General features: G+C 60.6%; 18 protein-coding genes. 5 read left to right on the forward strand and 13 right to left on the reverse strand.

Features of this window, described 5'->3' with window-relative positions:
- Nucleotides 1–33 precede the first annotated feature (33 nt).
- From L6D80_RS01605 to gcl, 3 genes are all read right to left on the reverse strand, one after another.
- Complete coding sequence (locus L6D80_RS01605; protein ID WP_054900002.1) at nucleotides 34–927, reverse strand: 2-hydroxy-3-oxopropionate reductase; 894 nt, start codon at nucleotides 925–927, stop codon at nucleotides 34–36.
- Between the two features lie 88 nt (nucleotides 928–1,015).
- Nucleotides 1,016–1,840: a hydroxypyruvate isomerase gene (gene hyi, locus L6D80_RS01610; RefSeq protein ID WP_176514382.1), complete on the reverse strand. Its 825-nt coding sequence runs from the start codon at nucleotides 1,838–1,840 to the stop codon at nucleotides 1,016–1,018.
- A 58-nt stretch (nucleotides 1,841–1,898) separates the two neighbouring features.
- Nucleotides 1,899–3,674, reverse strand: a complete 1,776-nt coding sequence (gene gcl, locus L6D80_RS01615; RefSeq protein WP_176514380.1) for a glyoxylate carboligase — start codon at nucleotides 3,672–3,674, stop codon at nucleotides 1,899–1,901.
- A gap of 258 nt (nucleotides 3,675–3,932) precedes the next feature.
- On the opposite strand from gcl, the gene L6D80_RS01620 reads away from it, so the two are divergent.
- Entirely contained in the window at nucleotides 3,933–4,373 is a 441-nt protein-coding gene (locus tag L6D80_RS01620) for a GlcG/HbpS family heme-binding protein (protein ID WP_176514378.1), read from the forward strand.
- A gap of 156 nt (nucleotides 4,374–4,529) precedes the next feature.
- Here L6D80_RS01620 and L6D80_RS01625 read toward each other — a convergent pair whose 3' ends face one another.
- Nucleotides 4,530–5,141, reverse strand: coding sequence for a TetR/AcrR family transcriptional regulator (locus L6D80_RS01625; protein WP_054899999.1), 612 nt, complete (start codon nucleotides 5,139–5,141; stop codon nucleotides 4,530–4,532).
- 132 nt (nucleotides 5,142–5,273) lie between these two features.
- Between L6D80_RS01625 and L6D80_RS01630 the strand changes: the two genes are divergently transcribed.
- A complete protein-coding gene (locus L6D80_RS01630; protein WP_054899998.1) occupies nucleotides 5,274–6,182 on the forward strand; it encodes a DUF808 domain-containing protein in 909 nt (302 codons plus the stop codon).
- Here L6D80_RS01630 and L6D80_RS01635 read toward each other — a convergent pair.
- Nucleotides 6,172–8,115, reverse strand: a complete 1,944-nt coding sequence (locus L6D80_RS01635; protein ID WP_176514376.1) for an LTA synthase family protein — start codon at nucleotides 8,113–8,115, stop codon at nucleotides 6,172–6,174. The genes L6D80_RS01630 and L6D80_RS01635 overlap by 11 nt on opposite strands.
- 151 nt (nucleotides 8,116–8,266) lie before the next feature.
- On the opposite strand from L6D80_RS01635, the gene L6D80_RS01640 reads away from it, so the two are divergent.
- Nucleotides 8,267–8,581, forward strand: a complete 315-nt coding sequence (locus tag L6D80_RS01640; RefSeq protein ID WP_054899996.1) for a hypothetical protein — start codon at nucleotides 8,267–8,269, stop codon at nucleotides 8,579–8,581.
- Nucleotides 8,582–8,646: 65 nt separating this feature from the next.
- On the opposite strand, the gene L6D80_RS01645 is transcribed toward L6D80_RS01640, so the two are convergent.
- The 7 genes from L6D80_RS01645 to puuE all read right to left on the reverse strand — a co-directional run bounded on the left by L6D80_RS01645 (nucleotide 8,647) and on the right by puuE (nucleotide 15,652).
- Entirely contained in the window at nucleotides 8,647–9,429 is a 783-nt protein-coding gene (locus L6D80_RS01645) for an outer membrane protein OmpK (protein ID WP_176514374.1), read from the reverse strand.
- Nucleotides 9,430–9,783: 354 nt separating this feature from the next.
- On the reverse strand, nucleotides 9,784–10,569 hold the full coding sequence (locus tag L6D80_RS01650) for an outer membrane protein OmpK (RefSeq protein ID WP_054899994.1): 786 nt from the start codon (nucleotides 10,567–10,569) through the stop codon (nucleotides 9,784–9,786).
- A gap of 138 nt (nucleotides 10,570–10,707) precedes the next feature.
- Nucleotides 10,708–12,063, reverse strand: coding sequence for a nucleobase:cation symporter-2 family protein (locus tag L6D80_RS01655; RefSeq protein ID WP_176514372.1), 1,356 nt, complete (start codon nucleotides 12,061–12,063; stop codon nucleotides 10,708–10,710).
- A 213-nt stretch (nucleotides 12,064–12,276) separates the two neighbouring features.
- On the reverse strand, nucleotides 12,277–13,605 hold the full coding sequence (locus L6D80_RS01660) for a urate hydroxylase PuuD (RefSeq protein WP_176514370.1): 1,329 nt from the start codon (nucleotides 13,603–13,605) through the stop codon (nucleotides 12,277–12,279).
- Between the two features lie 44 nt (nucleotides 13,606–13,649).
- Nucleotides 13,650–14,153: an ureidoglycolate lyase gene (locus L6D80_RS01665; RefSeq protein ID WP_012315446.1), complete on the reverse strand. Its 504-nt coding sequence runs from the start codon at nucleotides 14,151–14,153 to the stop codon at nucleotides 13,650–13,652.
- 57 nt (nucleotides 14,154–14,210) lie between these two features.
- Nucleotides 14,211–14,726, reverse strand: coding sequence for a 2-oxo-4-hydroxy-4-carboxy-5-ureidoimidazoline decarboxylase (gene uraD / locus L6D80_RS01670; RefSeq protein ID WP_054899990.1), 516 nt, complete (start codon nucleotides 14,724–14,726; stop codon nucleotides 14,211–14,213).
- Nucleotides 14,726–15,652, reverse strand: a complete 927-nt coding sequence (gene puuE, locus L6D80_RS01675) for an allantoinase PuuE (protein ID WP_054899989.1) — start codon at nucleotides 15,650–15,652, stop codon at nucleotides 14,726–14,728. The genes uraD and puuE overlap by 1 nt, the downstream gene beginning before the upstream one ends.
- A 377-nt stretch (nucleotides 15,653–16,029) precedes the next feature.
- Between puuE and uraH the strand changes: the two genes are divergently transcribed.
- Nucleotides 16,030–16,383 (forward strand): hydroxyisourate hydrolase, encoded by a 354-nt coding sequence (gene uraH, locus L6D80_RS01680; protein WP_054899988.1) that lies wholly within the window; start codon nucleotides 16,030–16,032, stop codon nucleotides 16,381–16,383.
- 170 nt (nucleotides 16,384–16,553) lie between these two features.
- Here the strand turns inward: uraH and L6D80_RS01685 are convergent, their stop codons facing one another.
- On the reverse strand, nucleotides 16,554–17,903 hold the full coding sequence (locus L6D80_RS01685) for an NCS2 family permease (protein ID WP_176514369.1): 1,350 nt from the start codon (nucleotides 17,901–17,903) through the stop codon (nucleotides 16,554–16,556).
- Between the two features lie 283 nt (nucleotides 17,904–18,186).
- On the opposite strand from L6D80_RS01685, the gene L6D80_RS01690 reads away from it, so the two are divergent.
- A complete protein-coding gene (locus L6D80_RS01690) occupies nucleotides 18,187–18,942 on the forward strand; it encodes a GntR family transcriptional regulator (protein ID WP_054899986.1) in 756 nt (251 codons plus the stop codon).
- Nucleotides 18,943–18,967: the final 25 nt, after the last annotated feature.

Here is an 18,967-nt window from a genome sequence, read left to right on the forward strand (position 1 = left end):
GGCGATTGGGCTGCCAGGCAGCCCGAATTCAAATCATTTGTCGTCGCGGATCGAGAAGTTGGCCATGTGCTCCAGGCCTTTGATCAGCGCCGAGTGGTCCCAGTTGCTGCCGCCCAGGGCAGCGCAGGTGTTGAACACTTGCTGTGCATTGGAGGTGTTGGGCAGGTTGATGCCCAACTCCTTGGCGCCTTGCAGGGCCAGGTTCAGGTCCTTCTGGTGCAGGCTGATGCGGAAGCCTGGGTCGAAGGTGCCCTTGATCATGCGCTCGGCATGCACTTCAAGGATTTTCGACGAGGCAAAACCGCCCATCAGTGCTTCACGCACCTTGGCTGGATCGGCGCCGTTCTTGGCGGCGAACAGCAGCGCTTCACTGACTGCCTGGATGTTCAGGGCGACAATGATCTGGTTGGCGACCTTGGCCGTCTGGCCATCGCCGTTGCCGCCGACGCGGGTAATGTTCTTGCCCATGGCTTCGAACAGCGGCAGGGCGCGTTCGAACGCTTTCGGGCAGCCACCGACCATGATGCTCAGGGTCGCGGCCTTGGCGCCCACTTCACCGCCCGACACCGGTGCGTCCAGGTAGGCGGCGCCAGTGGCCTTGATCTTCTCGGCAAAGGCCTTGGTGGCGGTGGGGGAGATCGAGCTCATGTCGATCACCACCTTGTTCGGGCCGGCGCCTTCGGCAACGCCGTTTTCACCGAACAGTACGGCTTCGACCTGCGGGGTATCCGGCACCATGACAATGATGAACTCAGCTTCCTGGGCCACTTCCTTCGGGTTGGCCAGGGCCACTGCGCCAGCGGCGACCAGGTCGGCTGGGGCGACATCGTGGTGGGTGGAAACGAACAGGCTGTGACCTGCCTTTTGCAGGTTCTGGGCCATGGGCTTGCCCATGATGCCGGTGCCGATGAAACCGATTTTAGCCATGAGAATGTGCCTCTTGTATTTGTATGTTCATGTTCCCGGGGGAGCCCTGAACCCTGTGGGAGCGGGCTCGCCCCGCGAATGCGGTGGTTCAGGCTGTGGTGGTGTCCTTGCGGGCGCTTTCCCGGGGCAAGCCTGCTCCCACGTGGGTTTTAAGCCAGCCCAGGCCTGCTTCGGTGGTGGTCAGCGGCTTGTACTCTGCGCCCACCCAGCCCTGGTAGCCGATGCGGTCCAGGTGCTCGAACAGGAAGCGGTAGTTGATTTCGCCAGTACCCGGCTCGTTACGGCCTGGGTTGTCGGCCAGCTGGATGTGGTTGATCAGGTTGAGGTTGGCTTCCATGGTGCGAGCCAGGTCACCTTCCATGATCTGCATGTGGTAGATGTCGTACTGCAGGAACAGGTTGTCGCTGCCGACTTCGGCCTGGATGTCCAGCGCCTGCCGGGTGGTATTCAGGTAGAAGCCTGGGATGTCGAGGGTGTTGATCATTTCCATGACCAAGCGAATGCCGGCGGCCTTCAATTTGTCGGCGGCGAACTTCAGGTTCTCGACGAACGTCCTGCGCACATCGGCGCACTGCAAGCCTTGCGGGCGAATGCCGGCCAGGCAGTTGACCTGGGTGTTGCCCAGGACCTTGGCGTATTCGATAGCCTTGTCGACACCGGCGCGGAATTCGTCGACGCGGTCAGGATGGCAAGCGATACCGCGCTCGCCCTTGCCCCAGTCGCCGGCTGGCAGGTTGAACAGCACCTGGGTCAGGCCGTGGGCTTCGAGCTGTTGCTTGATGTCGGCAGCGCTGAAGTCGTAGGGAAAGAGGTATTCGACGCCGCTGAAACCAGCGTCGGCGGCAGCCTTGAAGCGGGCCAGGAAGTCCTGTTCGGTGAACAGCATGGACAAGTTGGCAGCGAAGCGAGGCATGAGTTGTCTCCTTGCAATGAAGGCCCCCGGCCTGGGCGGTTGCGGGGGCGTCAGGCGATCAGTCCAGCAGCGAGATGGCGGTTGGCGCGTCGTTACCGACCAGCGCCAGGTCTTCGAACTCGTTGACCGCGTTTATCTCGGTGCCCATGGAAATGTTGGTCACACGCTCGAGAATCACTTCCACCACCACCGGTACGCGGAACTCTTCGGCCATCTTCTGTGCCTTGAGCAGGGCAGGTGCGATGTCAGCCGGTTCGAACACGCGGATGGCTTTGCAGCCCAGGCCTTCGACCACGGCGACGTGATCGACCCCGTAAGTGGCGGCATCGGTGGCGTTGATGTTCTCGAACGCCAGTTGTACACAGTAATCCATGTCGAAGCCACGTTGTGCCTGACGGATCAGGCCCAGGTACGCGTTGTTCACCAAGACGTGGACATAGGGCAGGTTGAATTGCGCGCCCACGGCCAGTTCTTCGATCATGAACTGGAAGTCGTAGTCACCGGACAGCGCAACGACCTTGCGTTTCGGGTCAGCCTTCACCACACCCAATGCTGCCGGGATGGTCCACCCCAGCGGGCCGGCCTGGCCGCAGTTGATCCAGTGGCGTGGTTTGTACACGTGCAGGAACTGCGCGCCGGCGATCTGCGACAGGCCGATGGTGCTGACGTAGCAGGTGTCCTTGCCAAATACCTGGTTCATTTCTTCGTAGACGCGCTGCGGCTTGACCGGCACGTTGTCGAAGTGGGTCTTGCGCTGCAGGCTCGACTTGCGCGCCTGGCAGTCTTCCAGCCAGGCCTTGCGGCACTTCAGCTTGCCGGCTGCTTTCCATTCGCGGGCCACTTCGATAAACACGTCCAGCGCCAGGCCTGCGTCGGAAACAATGCCCAGGTCCGGGGTGAACACCCGGCCGATCTGGGTCGGTTCGATATCGACATGCACGAATTTGCGGCCTTCGGTGTACACGTCGACAGAACCGGTATGGCGGTTGGCCCAGCGGTTACCGATGCCGAACACCAGGTCGGACTTGAGCAGGGTGGCGTTGCCGTAGCGGTGCGAGGTCTGCAGGCCGACCATGCCGACCATCTGTGCGTGGTCGTCGGGGATGGTACCCCAGCCCATCAGGGTCGGGATGACCGGCACGCCGGTCAGCTCGGCGAATTCGACCAGTTTGTCGCTGGCGTCGGCGTTGATGATGCCGCCACCGGCGACCAGCAGCGGGCGCTCGGCGTCATTGAGCAGGGCCAGGGCCTTTTCGGCCTGAACGCGCGTGGCCGATGGCTTGTGCACTGGCAGTGGCTCGTAGGCGTCGATGTCGAATTCGATCTCGGCCATTTGCACATCGAACGGCAGGTCGATCAGCACAGGGCCTGGGCGGCCGGTGCGCATTTCGTAGAAGGCCTTCTGGAAGGCGTAGGGCACCTGGCCTGGCTCCAGTACGGTGGTGGCCCACTTGGTTACCGGCTTGACGATGCTGGTGATGTCGACCGCCTGGAAGTCTTCCTTGTGCAGGCGCGCACGCGGTGCCTGGCCGGTGATGCAGAGAATCGGGATGGAGTCGGCCGAGGCACTGTAAAGGCCGGTGACCATGTCGGTACCGGCAGGGCCGGAAGTACCGATGCACACGCCGATGTTGCCTGGGTTGGCGCGGGTGTAGCCCTCGGCCATGTGCGAGGCGCCTTCGACGTGGCGAGCGAGGACGTGATCGATGCCACCGACTTTCTTCAGGGCCGAGTACAACGGATTGATGGCAGCCCCCGGGATGCCGAACGCGGTATCTACACCTTCACGGCGCATGACCAGAACGGCTGCATCGATTGCTCTCATTTTGCTCATGGTTTGTGCCTCATCGATTTTGTAATTGTATACAACTTGCTTTGCGGCAGAGTGTATTCACGCCTGATGGTTCAGGTCAATGGATTTTCATCGGGGGAAAGCGCTTTCGTCGGAGCGCCCGCGAAAAAGGCGTTTCGTCTGATTCGGTACGATCGTTTCAAAATATTGTATACAAAAACATTGTCTGTTGTGTTCTATTTGCTGCATCGGTTTTCAAACTGCCCTCAGGGCTTCTCACAACAAGAAGAGGACCTTTCCATGAATGCTTTGAACCTCAAGGTCGCAGTCAGCCTGGTGAACGCCGCGCTGGCTGCGGGCCGCAAGATCAACGCCGCGCCGCTGACGGTGGCGGTGCTCGATGCCGGCGGGCATGTGCTGGCCTTGCAGCGCGAGGACGGTGCCAGCCTGATTCGCCCCGACGTGGCCACGGGCAAGGCCTGGAGCGCGATCGCCCTGGGCAAGGGGTCGCGCTTGCTGGCGCTGGATGCACAGCAGCGACCGGCGTTTTTTGCTGCATTGAATGGCTTGGGTGAGCGGCCGGTGGTGCCGGCGCCGGGTGGCGTGCTGATACGGGATCAGGGCGGCAAGGTGCTGGGCGCAGTGGGGATCAGCGGCGATACGTCGGATATCGATGAGCAGTGCGCGATCAGTGCAATCGAGGAAGTAGGGCTGACGGCGGATGCCGGCGTAGTGGCGTGAGTTTTTCGGCTGTACCGGCCTCATCGCCGGCAAGCGTGGGCCAGCCTGTGAGGCCTGTGGCAGCGGGCTTGCCCCGCGCGGTGGTTGGCACCGGCTTCGCCGGTGAGGTACCTCACAGGGTTTGTGTGCAAGCCAGCTTACCGGCGACCGTGCCTGTCAGGCTGCCTCGGGCTCACAGCCCTTGAGCACCAGCCGAATGATGGTCTCGGCCGCTGCTTCGTAATCACTGTCAGCCAACTTGGCCTTGCCGGTGATCACCGAAATCTGCCAGTCAAAATCGGCATAGGTCTGCGTCGCCGCCCAGATGCTGAACATCAGGTGATGCGGGTCGACATTGGCAATCTGCCCGCGTTCGATCCAGCGCTGAATGCACTCGATGTTATGGCGAGCCTGCTCGTTGAGCTGCTCCACCTGGCTGGGCGAGAGGTGCGGCGCACCGTGCATGATCTCGCTGGCGAACACCTTGGACGCATGCGGCAAGTCGCGCGAGATGCGGATCTTCGAGCGGATGTACGAACTCAGCACTTCCTTTGGATCGCCATCGGCATTGAACGGTGTCGATGCCTGCATGATCGGCGCGATGATGCTCTCAAGGACCTCACGGTAGAGGTTGTCCTTGGATTTGAAATAGTAGTAGACGTTCGGCTTGGGCAGGCCGGCCTTGGCCGCGATATCGCTGGTTTTGGTGGCCGCGAAGCCCTTGTCGGCGAATTCCTCGCTGGCTGCGCGTAGGATCAGTTCCTTGTTGCGCTCGCGAATGGTGCTCATGGTCAGGGATCTTCCTCGTGTCTGGCCACCTCTAAGAGGGATCGGGCATGGTAGCACCGGCCCCGACGGCCGCTCAAGGCAGCGACTTTCGGCTAGACTCCGGCCCATTCACCTCATTGGAAACAGGCAAACATGGCAGGAAGCAGTCTACTGGTACTGATCGACGATATCGCCACGGTACTCGACGACGTCTCGCTGATGACCAAGGTTGCGGCGAAAAAGACCGCAGGCGTGCTGGGCGACGACCTGGCGCTCAATGCGCAGCAGGTCACCGGCGTGCGCGCCGAGCGCGAGATCCCGGTGGTGTGGGCAGTGGCGAAGGGGTCGTTCGTGAACAAGGCGATCCTGGTGCCGGCCGCGCTGCTGATCAGCGCGTTCATTCCCTGGGCCGTGACGCCGTTGTTGATGGTCGGGGGGGCGTACCTGTGTTTCGAAGGTTTCGAGAAGCTGGCGCACAAGTTTCTGCACAGCAAGGAGGAGGACGCTGCCCAGCACAGCGCACGCAGCGAAGCGCTCGCCGATGCCAACGTCGACTTGGTGGCTTACGAGAAGAGCAAGATCAAGGGGGCGGTGCGCACCGACTTCATTCTGTCGGCAGAGATCATCGCCATCACCCTTGGCACTGTGGCCGATGCGCCGCTGCCCCAACAGATCATCGTGCTGTCGGGCATCGCCATTGTCATGACCATCGGCGTTTACGGGCTGGTGGGGGGGATCGTCAAACTCGATGACCTGGGGCTGTGGATGGCCCAGAAAACCTCGAGCCTGACGCGCGCAGTCGGCAATGGCATCCTGCGCGCGGCACCGTACATGATGAAAAGCCTTTCGGTGATCGGTACGGCAGCGATGTTCCTGGTCGGTGGCGGCATTCTGGTGCATGGGGTGGCGCCCCTGCATCACGCCATCGAGGCGTTCAGCGAGGGGCGCGCAGGCATGCTGACCGGGGCCTTGCTCAATGGCCTGGCCGGCGTTGTGGCCGGCGCCGTGGTGCTGGCGGTGGTCAGCCTGGCAGCGAAGGTGTGGCGGGCGATCAGGGGCTGACCGCCACGCCGGCGTCTTCGGGCTTCCAGGCCAGTAAACCCTGGCTGAAGCCGTACGCCGCGCTCTGATAGTAGGCGATTGCCCTGCGCACCAGCGGGTTATCGTTGCCCACCGTGGTTTCGCGGCTTTTGCCCAGGGCATCTTCATGCACGCGCATTGCGCCACGCGGGCTGAGGATGGCCAGGTTGGTACCGTCGAACAAGCCCAGGTGCTGGTAGTTACCGATCACCACCCGTGGCGCAAGGTCATCTTGCATCAGCAAGTCGCGCCCGAAAAACGTCGAGGTATAGCTCATGCCCAGCAGGCCGAGCAGGGTCGGCGCCAGGTCGATCTGGCTGGCCAGCTTCGACTCCTCGCGCGCCTCGATCAGCTTCGGCGCATAGATGAACAGCGGGATCTGGTAGTTCTGAACCGGTAGGTCTTCCACGCCAGCGCTGCCGGCGGTGTGGTCGGCGACGAAGATGAACAGGGTATTGTCGAACCAGGGTTTGCCCTTCGCCGCCTCCAGGAACTGCGCGATGGCATGGTCGGTGTACTTCACCGCGCCTTCACGGCCCTCACCTGACGGGATGTCGATACGGCCGTCCGGGTAGGTGTACGGGCGATGGTTGGAGGTGGTCATCAGTTGCAGGAAAAACGGCTTTTGCTTGGCGTGATCGGCATCGGCCAGCTTGAGGGTTTGCCGGTACAGGTCTTCGTCGGCGATGCCCCAGGCGTTCTTGAAGCTGATTTCGCTTTCATCGATGCTGCTCTGGTCGACGATGCGGTAACCATTGCCACTGAAGAATGCGTTCATGTTGTCGAAGTAGCCGCGCCCGCCGTAGACAAACACAGCATCGTAGCCCTTGGCCGATAGCTGCTGGCCCAGGCTGGCGTAGCCGCTTTCGCGGCCGATGCGTTTGACGATCGAGCGCCCAGGCGTTGGCGGGATCGACAGGGTAATGGCTTCCAGGCCGCGGTCGGTACGGGTGCCGGTGGCGTAGAAGTTGTTGAAGTACAGGCTCTGGCGACGCAGGGCGTCGAGGTTGGGCGTGAGGTTGCGTGGCTCGCCGTTGCTGCCCATGTACTTGGCGCTGAAGCTTTCGATCGTCACCAGGATGATATTGGGGGTGCGCTGCGGGCCGTTGGCAATGACGTGGCGCCGGATGTCCTGTGGCTCCTTGCCCTGGAAGTGGGCGTCAGGTTCGGCCAGCTCCTGATGCATTTGTGCGCCGACCTCGGCTGCATCGAGGCTGGCGTAGAACTGTGTGTAGTCCAGTTCGTTGTTGCGGAAGGCGGCGAAGAACTGATACGGGCCGTTGCTGGCCAGTTCGCGTTGGTAGGCGTTGCCTCCCTGACCGCGGGGGAACTGCTGGTCGATCACCAGGGCGTTGAGGCCAGCCAATACCGCCAGCAGGGTAATACCCACCAAGCGCTGGCGCAGTTGTGGCCCGGGAGCTGCGAGTGCCTGGGCCAGCGGCCTGCGCAGCAGCATGGCCAGCAGGCCCGCCACCAGCGCGATGCCGCCCAACAGGGCGGGTAGGGGGTAGGATTCGCGAATGTTGTCCAATACCTCCTTGGAGTACACCAGGTAGTCCACGGCGATAAAATTGAAGCGCACGCCGAACTCATCCCAGAACAGCCATTCGGCTACCGCGACGAACAGCATCACGAACAGGCTGACCACCAGCACCCCGCCCAGCAGCCAGCGGTGGGCCTGTGAGCGCCACAGCACGGTTGGGCACAGCGCCATGTACAGGCCCATCGGCAGGGCTGCATAGACCAGGAAGCTCAAGTCGTAGAGCGCCCCGTCAAAGAATAAAGCGAAGTAATTGCCGCTCACTTCATCCAGATGGGTAACCAGCAAGATGAAGCGTGTCAGCAGGAAAATACCGAACCAGAGTGAACACAGCAGAAGCAGGTAACGCCAAGGGGCGGTGAGGGTAGTGCGCATCAAATAGGCCTGTTTTATTTTTAGTTGTACGAAGCAAAGCAGGCTAAATCACAGGGTGCAAAAAATATGTCAAAAAATCGCGGTGCGTTTATGGAAAGTCGGATTTATAGTCAAACCTCGTCGATTGAATTAGGAATGAGGAGGTACGCACATGTTCGGCAATGTTTTGACCTATGACGCCTACCACCTGGCGCTTTACCTGATTACCGCGATAGCTTGGGTGAGCCTGGGGTTCTGCTTCCTGATGCGTGGGGCCGGCGTACAGGCGCTTTACAAGGGCTGCGCCATGTTCGGCGTGGCGCTGGCACTGAGCCTGGGTATGCTGGTGCTGGATATTTTACGGGTGCTAGAGCACCCTCACGTGGAAATGTCATTGGTGATGGTGGGCATGGTATTGCCCGTCATCGGTATTCTGACTTTAAAGGCAGATTCCATCGTAAGTAAGCATTCACTTAAAAGGGTGTAAGAAGTTGCTTACAATCAGGTGCGTGACAGCGTTGCTACGTTGCAACGCTGTCACGTTTCAGCCCGTCAGAAGTGCACTTTTACCAACAGGCTGGCGGTGTTCTGGTCGGTGGTAAAGGCATCGCTGTCCTTGATGCCGTACTTGTTTTTCCAATAGTCGTATTCAATACCCACGTAGAGCTGCTTTTCACCCAAGTGCAGCGCTTTGCCCAGGTCGTATTTGATCTGGGGGTTGAAGTGCAGGTTGGCCTGGTAGGTGCCGCGGCGGTTTTCGTCGTTATCGACGACCCAGTCCATGTAGCCATCGATCAGCACATCGGACGAGCCGACCGCAATGGTGTAGGACCAAACCGGGGTAATCTGCCAGACGTTGTCACCCGGGCGGCTGCCGTCGGTGGTGCGCTGGTAGAAGTTGAGCTGGAAGTAATCGAAGCCAGGGATTGCCAGGTCGAAGCCAGGGCCGATCAGGTAAGCCTCGGTGTCACCTTCGCCGAACTCGTACGTCATGGCCAGCAGCACATCCTTGATGGGGCCGAACTCGAGCTTCTGGTCGAAGATCTTGCCAAACGACAGGCGTGGGCTGATCTCTCCGTAGTAGGTGTTGGGGCCGTTATTGGCGTCCTTCTTGCCCTGGTAGAAGATCTTGTCGACGAAGATGAAGTTGTCGCCGTACTTCCACGCATCGGCGTGTTCGAAGGTGACGGTCTGTTGGGTTTCAGGGTTGACCTTGAAGTTCTTGCCCCACAGATACGTCAGGCTGTTGTTCTGCCACTGCAGCAGGTCATCGGCGTAGGTGGTGCCGCACGCCAACAGGCCGCTCGCGAGTATCAGGCTATTGATGGTACGCATTGCGAGTGTCGCTCCCTTGATTGATCTGTTGTCAGCGCTCGGTGTTGGCGCTGTTATTGTCTTTTGGGTCAGCTTTTTTTGATTGCCCACAGCTGTTTGGCAAGCGCTGCGCCAACTTTTCCGCGTTAGCTACAACCTTCCTGCTCGACTTGTTCTGAACGGATGAAAATGGGTAGGTCAGGCTGGCAATACGTTGGCCAACCGCCCGAATTCATTGACTGAGCGGTCAGTAAACGCGGGCAGGATCCGTCCTGCCCTGAGCGAGGGGGCGCGCAGATTACTGGCTTGCGCGCCTGGCCTCAAGTGCTCCGTCCTGGAGCACGGTGAATCAAACTTGGGCGTTTGATCAGCTTTTCAGAAATGCACTTTGATCAGAGCGCTTGCCACACTCTGATTGGTTTCGAGGTTGCCGCGGCTATCGATGCCGTACTTGTCCTTCCAGTAGCTGTATTCAAAGCCTACATACAACTGTTTGGCACCCAGGTTCAGCGCTTTGCCCAGGTCATATTTGACCTGTGGGTTAAAGTGCAAGTTGGCGTGGTAAGTGCCGCGTCGTGTTTCGTCATTGTCGGTGACCCAGTCCATGTAACCGTCTATCAGAATGTCCGACCTGCCCACAGGGACGGTGTAGGACCAGCCAGGGGTTATCTGCCAGACGTTGTCCCCTGGTCGGCTGCCCTCGGTGTTGCGCACATAGAAGTTCAGGGTGAAGTAGTTGAAGCCGGGGATGTCCAGGTCGAAGCCAGGGCCGATCAGGTAAGCCTCGTTGTCGCCTTCGCCGCGCTCGTAGGTCATCGCAAGCAGTACGTCCTTGACCGGGCCGAAGGCCAGTTTGCGGTCGAGCATCTTGCCAAACGACAGGCGTGGGCTGAACTCACCGTAGTAGGTGGTGACACCTTTGCTCGCGTCAGGCTTGCCGTTGTAGAAGATCTTGTCGACGAACAGGAAGGTGTCGCCGTACTTCCATTTGTTGGCGTGCTCGAACGTGATGGTCTGTTGGATGTCGGGGTTGACCTTGAAGTCCTTGCCGTACAGGTAGGTCAAGCTTTCGCCATGCCACAGCAGCCATTCGCCTGCATGCGAAGGAAGGGTGGCCAGCAGGCTGCTGCCCAGCAACAGGGACGAGGTGATGCGCTTCATGTTGTGATTCCCGGACTTATTGTTTTTGTTGGCGGTTTTTTTTGGCGCGCAGGCGCCCCGAGCGACCCATTCCGGTGGGCCGACGGTGTAGCGGTTACTGCGAAAGTGAAAAGGGCGGCGATTGCGCCGCCCTGCAACTCAATGCTGGTGACAGGCGTCGTTATGCGCCGCGCGGTCTGCGCCGCCGAGGATGTTGAACAGCACGTTCAGTACCAGGGCACTGACTGTGGCCATGGCGATGCCGCTGTGGGTGATGGGTTCCATCCACTGCGGCATCTGGGCGAAGAACTCTGGACGCACCACAGGGATAAGGCCGAAGCCGACGCTGACCGCAACCAGCAGCTGGTTGCGACGGTCGCCGATGTCCGCTTCCTGAAGGATCTTGATGCCGGTGGCGGTGACCATGCCGAACATGGCAATGGATGCCCCGCCCAGTACCGCAGGTGGAATCGAGGCGATCAGGAAGGCCGCCTTGGGCAGCAGGCTGAGCAGGATCAGCAGCCCGCCGGCCATCACCGTGACGTAGCGGCAACGCACCCCGGTCATCTGCACCAGGCCGATGTTCTGGGCAAACGAGGAGTGGGTGAAGGTGTTGAAGAAACCGGCAATGAACGATGCACCGGCATCGCACAGCAGGCCACGGCGCAGCATCCCAGGGGTGACTTCGCGATCGGTCACCTTGCCCAGGGCCAGGAACATACCCGTGGACTCGACGAAGATGATCACCACCACCAGGCACATTGACAGGATCGGTGCCAGGCTGAAGGTCGGCATGCCGAAGTGCAGTGGGGTCACCACTTGCAGCCACGGTGCGTCGCTCAGGCCTGACAGGTCGACCATGCCGATCGAGCCGGCCAGGATGTAGCCAAGGCCCATGCCCACCAGTACCGACACATTGACCCAGAAGCCACGCATGAAGCGGTTGATCAGCAGGATGACGGCCAACACCAGGCCCGCCACCAGCAGGTAGATCGGCGAGCCGAAGGTCTGCGCCTGCTGGCCGCCGCCGGCCCAGTTGACCGCAACCGGGAACAGCGACAGGCCGATGGACGTAATCACGGTACCGGTCACCAGGGGGGGGAAGAAGCGCACTACCTTGGACATGAACGGCGCGATCAGCATGCCGAAGAACCCGGCAGCGATGGTCGCGCCGAAGATCCCCTGCAGGCCTACGCCGGGCATGCCGGCCATGGCTACCATGCTGCCCACCGCAGCGAAACTGGCGCCCATCATCACCGGCATGCGGATCCCTACCGGGCCGATACCGAACGACTGAATGATGGTGGCCACGCCGGCAACCAACAGGTCGGCGTTGATCAGGAAGGCGACTTCTTCACGAGACAATCCAGCAGCCTGGCCGATGATCAAAGGCACGGCAATCGCACCTCCATACATCAGCAGAACATGTTGCAGGCCTACCAGGATCAGTTGGAACAGGGGCAGAGGCTGACGCGGTGGCGCAACGGGGATGTACGCCTTGCGTGACTCGGACATGCAGCACCTCGAGTTTTGTTTTTATTCTCGGATCCAAGCGTCAGCTGCAAGCGGCAGGCCCGATGAAGGCAGCCTGGGTTTTCCGTTTGAAGTCGATCGCTCGATGCTTGCTTGTTGCGTGTTTCTTTAAATCGTTGGCCGGCATTGCCGGCCCTTTCGCGGCGCAAGGCCGCTCCTACCGGGGCGCGCGGACGCCCCGGCAGGAGAGGTGTATCAGTTGACCTGGGCGCCTTTGGCGATCCAGTCACCGACGAGCTTGCGCTCTTCGGCAGTCATCTGGGTGATGTTGCCCAGCGGCATGATCTGGCTGGCGACCGCTTGCGCCTGAATGCGCGCGGCCTGAGCCTGAATCTGCTGCGGGGTATCGAACATCACGCCGGCAGGGGCGGCGCTGAACAGTGGGCTGGTCGGCTTGGACGAGTGGCACACGGTGCAGCGTTCCTGGATGACGGTGTGGATCTTGTCGAAGGTGCCGCCGCCAGCCTGGGCACTGGCCTGGGCCGAAGCCTCAGCCGGTGCGGCGGGTGCTTCGGCGGCCTTGGCGGCCTCCTCGGCGCGCTGTTCGGCAGCGGTCTTGCCACCGACTGCGGTGGCCGGCAGTGGCTGGTAGTCGATGTTTGCCGCCGCCTGTTCAGGTGCTACCGCCAGCGGTTTCGGGCCGGTGACGTAGGCCAGGCAGATCATGGCCAGGGCGCCGACGGGCAGTGTCCAGGCGTACTTGTTGCTGTCGTGGCGGGTGTTGAAGTAGTGGCGGATCAGGACCGCAGCCACTGCAATCCCGGCCAGGATCAGCCAGTTGTACTGGCTACCGTAGGTGCTCGGGAAGTGGTTGCTGATCATGATGAACAGCACCGGCAGGGTGAAGTAGTTGTTGTGGCGCGAACGCAGCAGGCCTTTGGCCGGCAGTACCGGGTCGGGCGTCTGGTTGTTCTCGATCGCCGCCACCAGCTGGCGCTGGGCCGGCATGATGATGCGGAACACGTTACCGACCATGATGGTGCCAATGATCGCGCCGGTGTGCAGGTATGCACCACGGCCACTGAACACCAGGCTGAAGCCCCAGCAGGCGGCGATGATCAGCACGAACAGCACACCGCCGAGCAGCGCTGGCTTCTTGCCCAGGGGCGAGTCGCACAGGAAGTCGTAGATGAACCAGCCGGCGATCAGCGAACCGATACCGATAGCGACGCCTTCGGCACCGCTCAGGGTGCTGCCAGGTGCCAGCAGGTACAGGGCCGGGTTCCAGTAGAACACCACGCACAGCAGGGCGATACCGGACATCCAGGTGAAGTAGGCTTCCCATTTGAACCAGTGCAGGTTCTCGGGCATTTTCGGGGGGGCGAGTTTGTATTTCTCCAGGTGGTAGATACCACCGCCGTGAATCGCCCAGAGATCACCCGACAACCCATCGCGCGGGTTGCTTCGGTTCAGGTGGTTCTCCAGCCAGACGAAGTAGAACGATGCACCGATCCAGGCGACACCGGTGATCATGTGAACCCAGCGAATGCTCAGGTTCAGCCATTCGTGAAGGTGTGCTTCCACAGTAGTTACCTCTGCCAGTCACCGAGAAGATGACTGACCTTTTCTTATTGGTGGGGATTGAGGATCAGCATCTGTTCCTCGGTGAAGTAATGCTCATCGCAGTTGTTGCCGGAACCGCTGCGATCAACCACCAGGAAATCATCCCGCTTTTCGATCGTCAGCACCGGGTGGTGCCAGACGCCGCGATGGTAATTAACGCCCTGCCTGCCATTACTGCGGAAGGCACGGACCAAGCCTGATACAGGTGCATCGCCAACCGGCGCGACCACGATCAGAAAGGGGTTGCCGAGCAGCGGGATGAAAGCCTGGCTGCCCAGCGGATGGCGTTCCAGCATGCGCACGGTCAGCGGCATGTCCAGCGCGTCGGCGCGGAAGATGCTGATGATCGCCTTGTCTTCGGGCTCGGCGGTCTCGACCGTGGCGAGCTTGTGAAAGCGCATGGTCGAGCCGTTGTTGATCATGAAGTGGTCGCTGCCATCGGTTTCGATCACGTCACCGAACGGGGCGAAGGCTTCTTTGGTCAGGGGCTCGATCATCAGGGTGCGCATGCGGTTATCTCTTCTATGTTCGTTATTCTGGATAAGGCTCTAACGTTGCGGCAGCGATTACAGCTGCAGCAGACGGAACAGGGCGATCAGGTTGATCTGCGCCAGGGCTTCCTTGAATTCGGCATCAGTGTCGTTGTGGATGCGCTTTTCAAAGGCGGCGAGAATCTGGTGGCGGTTGCTACCCTTGACCGCCATGATGAACGGGAACTGGAACTTGGCCTTGTAGGCGTCGTTGAGCTCGGTGAAGCGGGCGAATTCTTCGGCGGTGCATTGATGAATGCCTGCGCCGGCTTGCTCGTTGGTGCTCGATTCGGTCAGCTCGCCCTGGATAGCGGCCTTGCCGGCCAGGTCTGGGTGAGCATTGATCAGTGCCAACTGGTCCGCATGGTTGGCGCTGAGCAGAATGTCACTCATGCGCTGGTGCAGCGCCTCGATCTCGTCCAGCTCCCCCAGTTGGCCCAGGTCGTAAGCTTTTTCGGCGACCCACGGCGAGTGCTCGTAGATGTCGGCGAACGCCTTGACGAAGGCGTCACGGTCCAGGGCGGAGGGCTTGAGGGTCTTGAAGGCGGTCATCAGGCGTTCTCTTTCTTGTACGGATGGGTGGTGTGCCAGTGGCGGGCGATGTCCACGCGACGGGCGAACCAGACCTGTTCATGGCTCTTGGCGTAATCGACGAAGCGCTTGAGCGCGGCCAGGCGCGCGGGACGACCGACCAGGCGGCAATGCAGGCCGATGGAGAGCATTTTTGGTGCGTCGGCCCCTTCGGCGTAGAGCACGTCGAAAGCGTCCTTCAGGTACTGGAAGAACTGCTCGCCGCAGTTGAAGCCCTGCACCTGGGTGAAGCGCATGTCGTTGGTGTCCAGGGTGTAGGGGATTACCAGGTGCGGCTTGCCGGTGGGGGTGTTCGGTTCCCAGTAGGGCAGGTCGTCGTCGTAGGTGTCGCTGTCATACAGGAAGCCACCTTCTTCCATCACCAGGCGACGGGTGTTCGGGCCGGTGCGGCCGGTGTACCAGCCCAGCGGGCGTTCGCCGGTGAGCTCGGTGAGGATACGGATGGCCTCGAGCATGTGCTCGCGTTCCTGGGCCTCGTCCATGTTCTGGTAGTCGATCCAGCGGTAACCGTGGCTGCAGATCTCGTGGCCAGCCTCGACCATGGCGCGGATCACGTCGGGGTGGCGCTGGGCGGCCATGGCCACGGCGAAGATGGTCAGCGGCACGCCGCTGTCCTTGAACAGCTTGAGCAGGCGCCACACGCCGGCGCGGCTGCCGTACTCGTAGAGCGATTCCATGCTCATGTTGCGCTGACCCTGCAGTGGCTGGGCAGCCACCATCTCGGACAGGAAGGCTTCGGATTCTTTATCGCCGTGCAGGATGTTGCGCTCGCCACCTTCCTCGTAATTGAGCACGAAAGACAGCGCGATGCGGGCATTGCCCGGCCAGTGCGGGTGAGGTGGGTTGTTGCCGTAACCGATCAGGTCGCGAGGATAGTCAGCGCTCACTGCAGTCTTCCTTCTTGTGCGTTAGTGCCAGGGGTGGGCGGGCCGCGTCGGTATGTCGCACCACCGGATGGGCTGATTGTATACAACTTCTGAAATCTTTTGTAAGCCTGTTTTTCCGCATTTCTTCCCTTTTGTCGCCTGAGAATAGGTTGCAAGAAACCTGCCTGGTTGGTCAGTAAATATCATGAGGGTCTGCACGGGGCCTGAATTTGCGACAGGAAGCTGTGCGTAGCGCGCTACGGCGAGGGGGCTTAAAAAATTGTGTACAATTTATCTGTGAAATGTCTTAATAACGCCATTCCTGTCCATCGCAGGCCATCTGCCGTGCCGATGGTTGTGTATTTTTAGCCCACAGATTGAACAAGAGGCGCCAAGCAATGGGACGTTTGACCACACACGTACTGGACGCAGCCCACGGTTGCCCAGGCAGCTCGATCAAGGTCGAGTTATATCGCGTCGAAGGCCAGCAGCTGGAACTGGTGAACACCGCCCTGACCAACAGCGATGGCCGCGTAGATGCGCCGTTGCTGCAGGGTGACGACTACCGGACCGGCGTCTACCAGCTGCAGTTCAGCGCTGGCGATTATTATCGTGCTCGCGGCGTACAGCTGCCGGACACGGCATTTCTGGATGTTGTTGTGCTGCGCTTTGGCATCGACGAGTCGCAGGAGCACTACCACGTGCCGCTGCTGATTTCGCCGTACAGCTATTCGACCTATCGCGGGAGCTAGTTGGTCGCTAGAAGAATCTTCGTAGGTCCTTGGCCCGCTCTCACACTGGCGGGCTTTTTTTCGTCTGGTGTTTTTCGTATTGCCTGGCCAGGTCCCGTCGTCGGCTTGGTGGGGAAACAGCATGAATAAAGAAAGGGCGCCGAAGCGCCCTTGGTAACCGAAGAACAAAGTCAGAGGAACACAAACTTGGCAATGAAGATCGCGCACAGCACCCACAGGCTTGCCGAGATCTCTTTGTACTTGCCGGTACCTGCCTTCAACGCCACATAGCTGATGAAGCCCAAGGCAATACCGTCCGCCACCGAGAAGGTCAGCGGCATCATGATCACCGTGACAATCGCCGGAATGCTGTCGGTCGCTTCGTCCCAATGGATGTGCGCCATGCTGCCCATCATCAGCATTGCTACGTAGATCAGTGCACCGGCCGTCGCATAGGCCGGAATCATTCCCGCCAGTGGCGCGAAGAACATCGCGGCGATGAACAGCACACCGACCACCACGGCGGTCAGCCCGGTGCGGCCACCGGCGGCTACACCTGCGGCGCTCTCCACATAGCTGGTCACCGGCGGCACGCCGACCACGGCGCCGAACACGCTGGAGGCACTGTCAGCCTTCAACGCCCGTGACAGGTTCTCGATACGCCCATCCGGCGCCACCAGGTTGGCCCGTTGCGCCACACCCATCAAAGTGCCTGCTGTGTCGAACATGTGCACGAACAGGAACGCCAGCACCACGCTGATCATGCTGACGTTGAACACGCCCGCCACATCCATCGCCATCCAGGTCGGTGCCAGGCTCGGCGGCATCGACATCACCCCGCCAAACTTGACCAGGCCCAGGCCCCAGCCCGCCAGAGTGACACCTATGATGCTGATCAGGATCGCGCCGAACACCCGCTTGTAGCTGAGGATGGCGATCATCAGGAAGCACACTGCCGCCAGCAGCGGGGCGGGCTCATGCAGCGAGCCCAGCTTGATCAAGGTGGCGGGGCTGTCGACGATGATGCCTGCCGTTTTCAGGCCGATCAGTCCGAGAAACAATCCGACCCCAGCCCCCATGGCATGGCGCAGGCTGACCGGAATGCTGTTCAGCAACCATTCGCGCACTCTCGACAAGGTCAGGAACATGAACAGCACGCCCGAGACGAACACCGCTCCCAGTGCTGTTTCCCAGTTGTAGCCCATGGTCCCGACCACGGTGTAGGTGAAGAACGCGTTAAGCCCCATGCCCGGTGCCAGGCCCACCGGCCAGTTGGCGTACAGGCCCATCAGCAGGCAACCGAGCGCGGCGGCGATGCAGGTGGCGACGAAGGCGGCACCATGGTCGATGCCAGCGTCGGCCATGATGTTGGGGTTGACGAAGATGATGTAGGCCATGGTGATGAAGGTGGTCACCCCGGCGATCATTTCGGTCTTGACGGTGCTGCCGTGTTGCTTGAGTTTGAAAATCCGCTCCAGCCAACTCGGTTCGAGCGGTGGGGCGAGATCCAGCGTAGGTGCGTCGGATTTGCGGCTTTCCACAGCGGTTACTCCTCAAGTCTTTCTTGTTGTTCTTGGAGCCGTCGGCCTGAGCAATGCACTGGGTGGCTCCACGAGGGATGGCAGACATCCGACCTGTTAGTTGACTCGCGGGTCAAGAAGTTGCTCGGTGGATTATGCTTTTGTGTACAAAGAATGCAAATAATGTTTTATTTTTTGTGCGCACAATCAGCCGTGCAACGGCTATATAGGTAAAAGGCCACCTGCAGAAACGGCTCAGCCTGTGTACAATGGCGCCATACTTTCCTTCGTGCCTCGAGAGCCCATGAACGAACAGCTGCAACCTCTGAAGAAACCTGCACGCGTCGGCAAGGCCGGCCGCAGCGGTACCCAGGACGACATCGTCTATGCACATATCTTCGAGGCGATCCTCGAGCAGCGCCTGGCGCCGGGTACCAAGTTGAGCGAGGAAGCGCTGGGCGAGATCTTCGGCGTCAGCCGCACCATCATTCGCCGGGCATTGTCGCGCCTGGCCCACGAAAGCGTCGTGCTGCTGCGGCCCAACCGCGGTGCGGTGGTGGCCAGCCCGACAGTGGAAGAGGCTCGCCAGGTATTCTTCTCGCGCCGTATGGTCGAACGTGCCATTACCGAGTTGGCCGTGCAGCACGCCACGCTGGAGCAACTGAACGAGCTGCGGCAGATGGTGCGCGAAGAGCGCGACAGCTTCTCCCGGGGTGACCGGGGCGCTGGCATCCGGCTTTCCGGTGAGTTTCACCTCAAGCTGGCCGAGGCGGCTGGCAATGCGCCACTGGTCAGCTTCCAGCGCAGCCTGGTGTCGCAAACCTCGCTGATCATTGCCCAGTATGAAAGCGGCAACCGGTCGCACTGCTCCTATGACGAGCACATGCAACTGATCGATGCCATCGAAGCCCGTGATGCCGAGCAGGCGGTCAGCCTGATGATGCATCACATGGACCACATCGACAGCAAGCTGAACCTGGATGAAGAGAGCGCCTCGGACGACCTGCATGCAGTGTTTTCGCATCTGCTGAAAAAGCCCAAGGTTTCTGCGAAGGGTTGATCGTTTGCTTTGCTCATTGAGGGGC

This window comes from Pseudomonas ceruminis (assembly GCF_021602025.1).
Taxonomy (GTDB): Bacteria; Pseudomonadota; Gammaproteobacteria; order Pseudomonadales; family Pseudomonadaceae; genus Aquipseudomonas; species Aquipseudomonas ceruminis.

Bases quoted from the DNA above. Each gene is read 5' to 3' on its own strand.
- uraD (WP_054899990.1), bottom strand. From the start codon at position 14,726: ATGACCGCCTTCAAGACCCTCAAGCCCTCCGCCCTGGACCGTGACGCC.
- L6D80_RS01690 (WP_054899986.1), top strand. From the start codon at position 18,187: ATGAACGAACAGCTGCAACCTCTGAAGAAACCTGCACGCGTCGGCAAG.
- hyi (WP_176514382.1), bottom strand. From the start codon at position 1,840: ATGCCTCGCTTCGCTGCCAACTTGTCCATGCTGTTCACCGAACAGGAC.
- L6D80_RS01645 (WP_176514374.1), bottom strand. From the start codon at position 9,429: ATGCGTACCATCAATAGCCTGATACTCGCGAGCGGCCTGTTGGCGTGC.
- L6D80_RS01620 (WP_176514378.1), top strand. From the start codon at position 3,933: ATGAATGCTTTGAACCTCAAGGTCGCAGTCAGCCTGGTGAACGCCGCG.
- uraH (WP_054899988.1), top strand. From the start codon at position 16,030: ATGGGACGTTTGACCACACACGTACTGGACGCAGCCCACGGTTGCCCA.
- L6D80_RS01655 (WP_176514372.1), bottom strand. From the start codon at position 12,063: ATGTCCGAGTCACGCAAGGCGTACATCCCCGTTGCGCCACCGCGTCAG.
- L6D80_RS01625 (WP_054899999.1), bottom strand. From the start codon at position 5,141: ATGAGCACCATTCGCGAGCGCAACAAGGAACTGATCCTACGCGCAGCC.
- L6D80_RS01665 (WP_012315446.1), bottom strand. From the start codon at position 14,153: ATGCGCACCCTGATGATCGAGCCCCTGACCAAAGAAGCCTTCGCCCCG.
- L6D80_RS01640 (WP_054899996.1), top strand. From the start codon at position 8,267: ATGTTCGGCAATGTTTTGACCTATGACGCCTACCACCTGGCGCTTTAC.
- L6D80_RS01635 (WP_176514376.1), bottom strand. From the start codon at position 8,115: ATGCGCACTACCCTCACCGCCCCTTGGCGTTACCTGCTTCTGCTGTGT.
- L6D80_RS01630 (WP_054899998.1), top strand. From the start codon at position 5,274: ATGGCAGGAAGCAGTCTACTGGTACTGATCGACGATATCGCCACGGTA.
- gcl (WP_176514380.1), bottom strand. From the start codon at position 3,674: ATGAGCAAAATGAGAGCAATCGATGCAGCCGTTCTGGTCATGCGCCGT.
- L6D80_RS01605 (WP_054900002.1), bottom strand. From the start codon at position 927: ATGGCTAAAATCGGTTTCATCGGCACCGGCATCATGGGCAAGCCCATG.
- L6D80_RS01650 (WP_054899994.1), bottom strand. From the start codon at position 10,569: ATGAAGCGCATCACCTCGTCCCTGTTGCTGGGCAGCAGCCTGCTGGCC.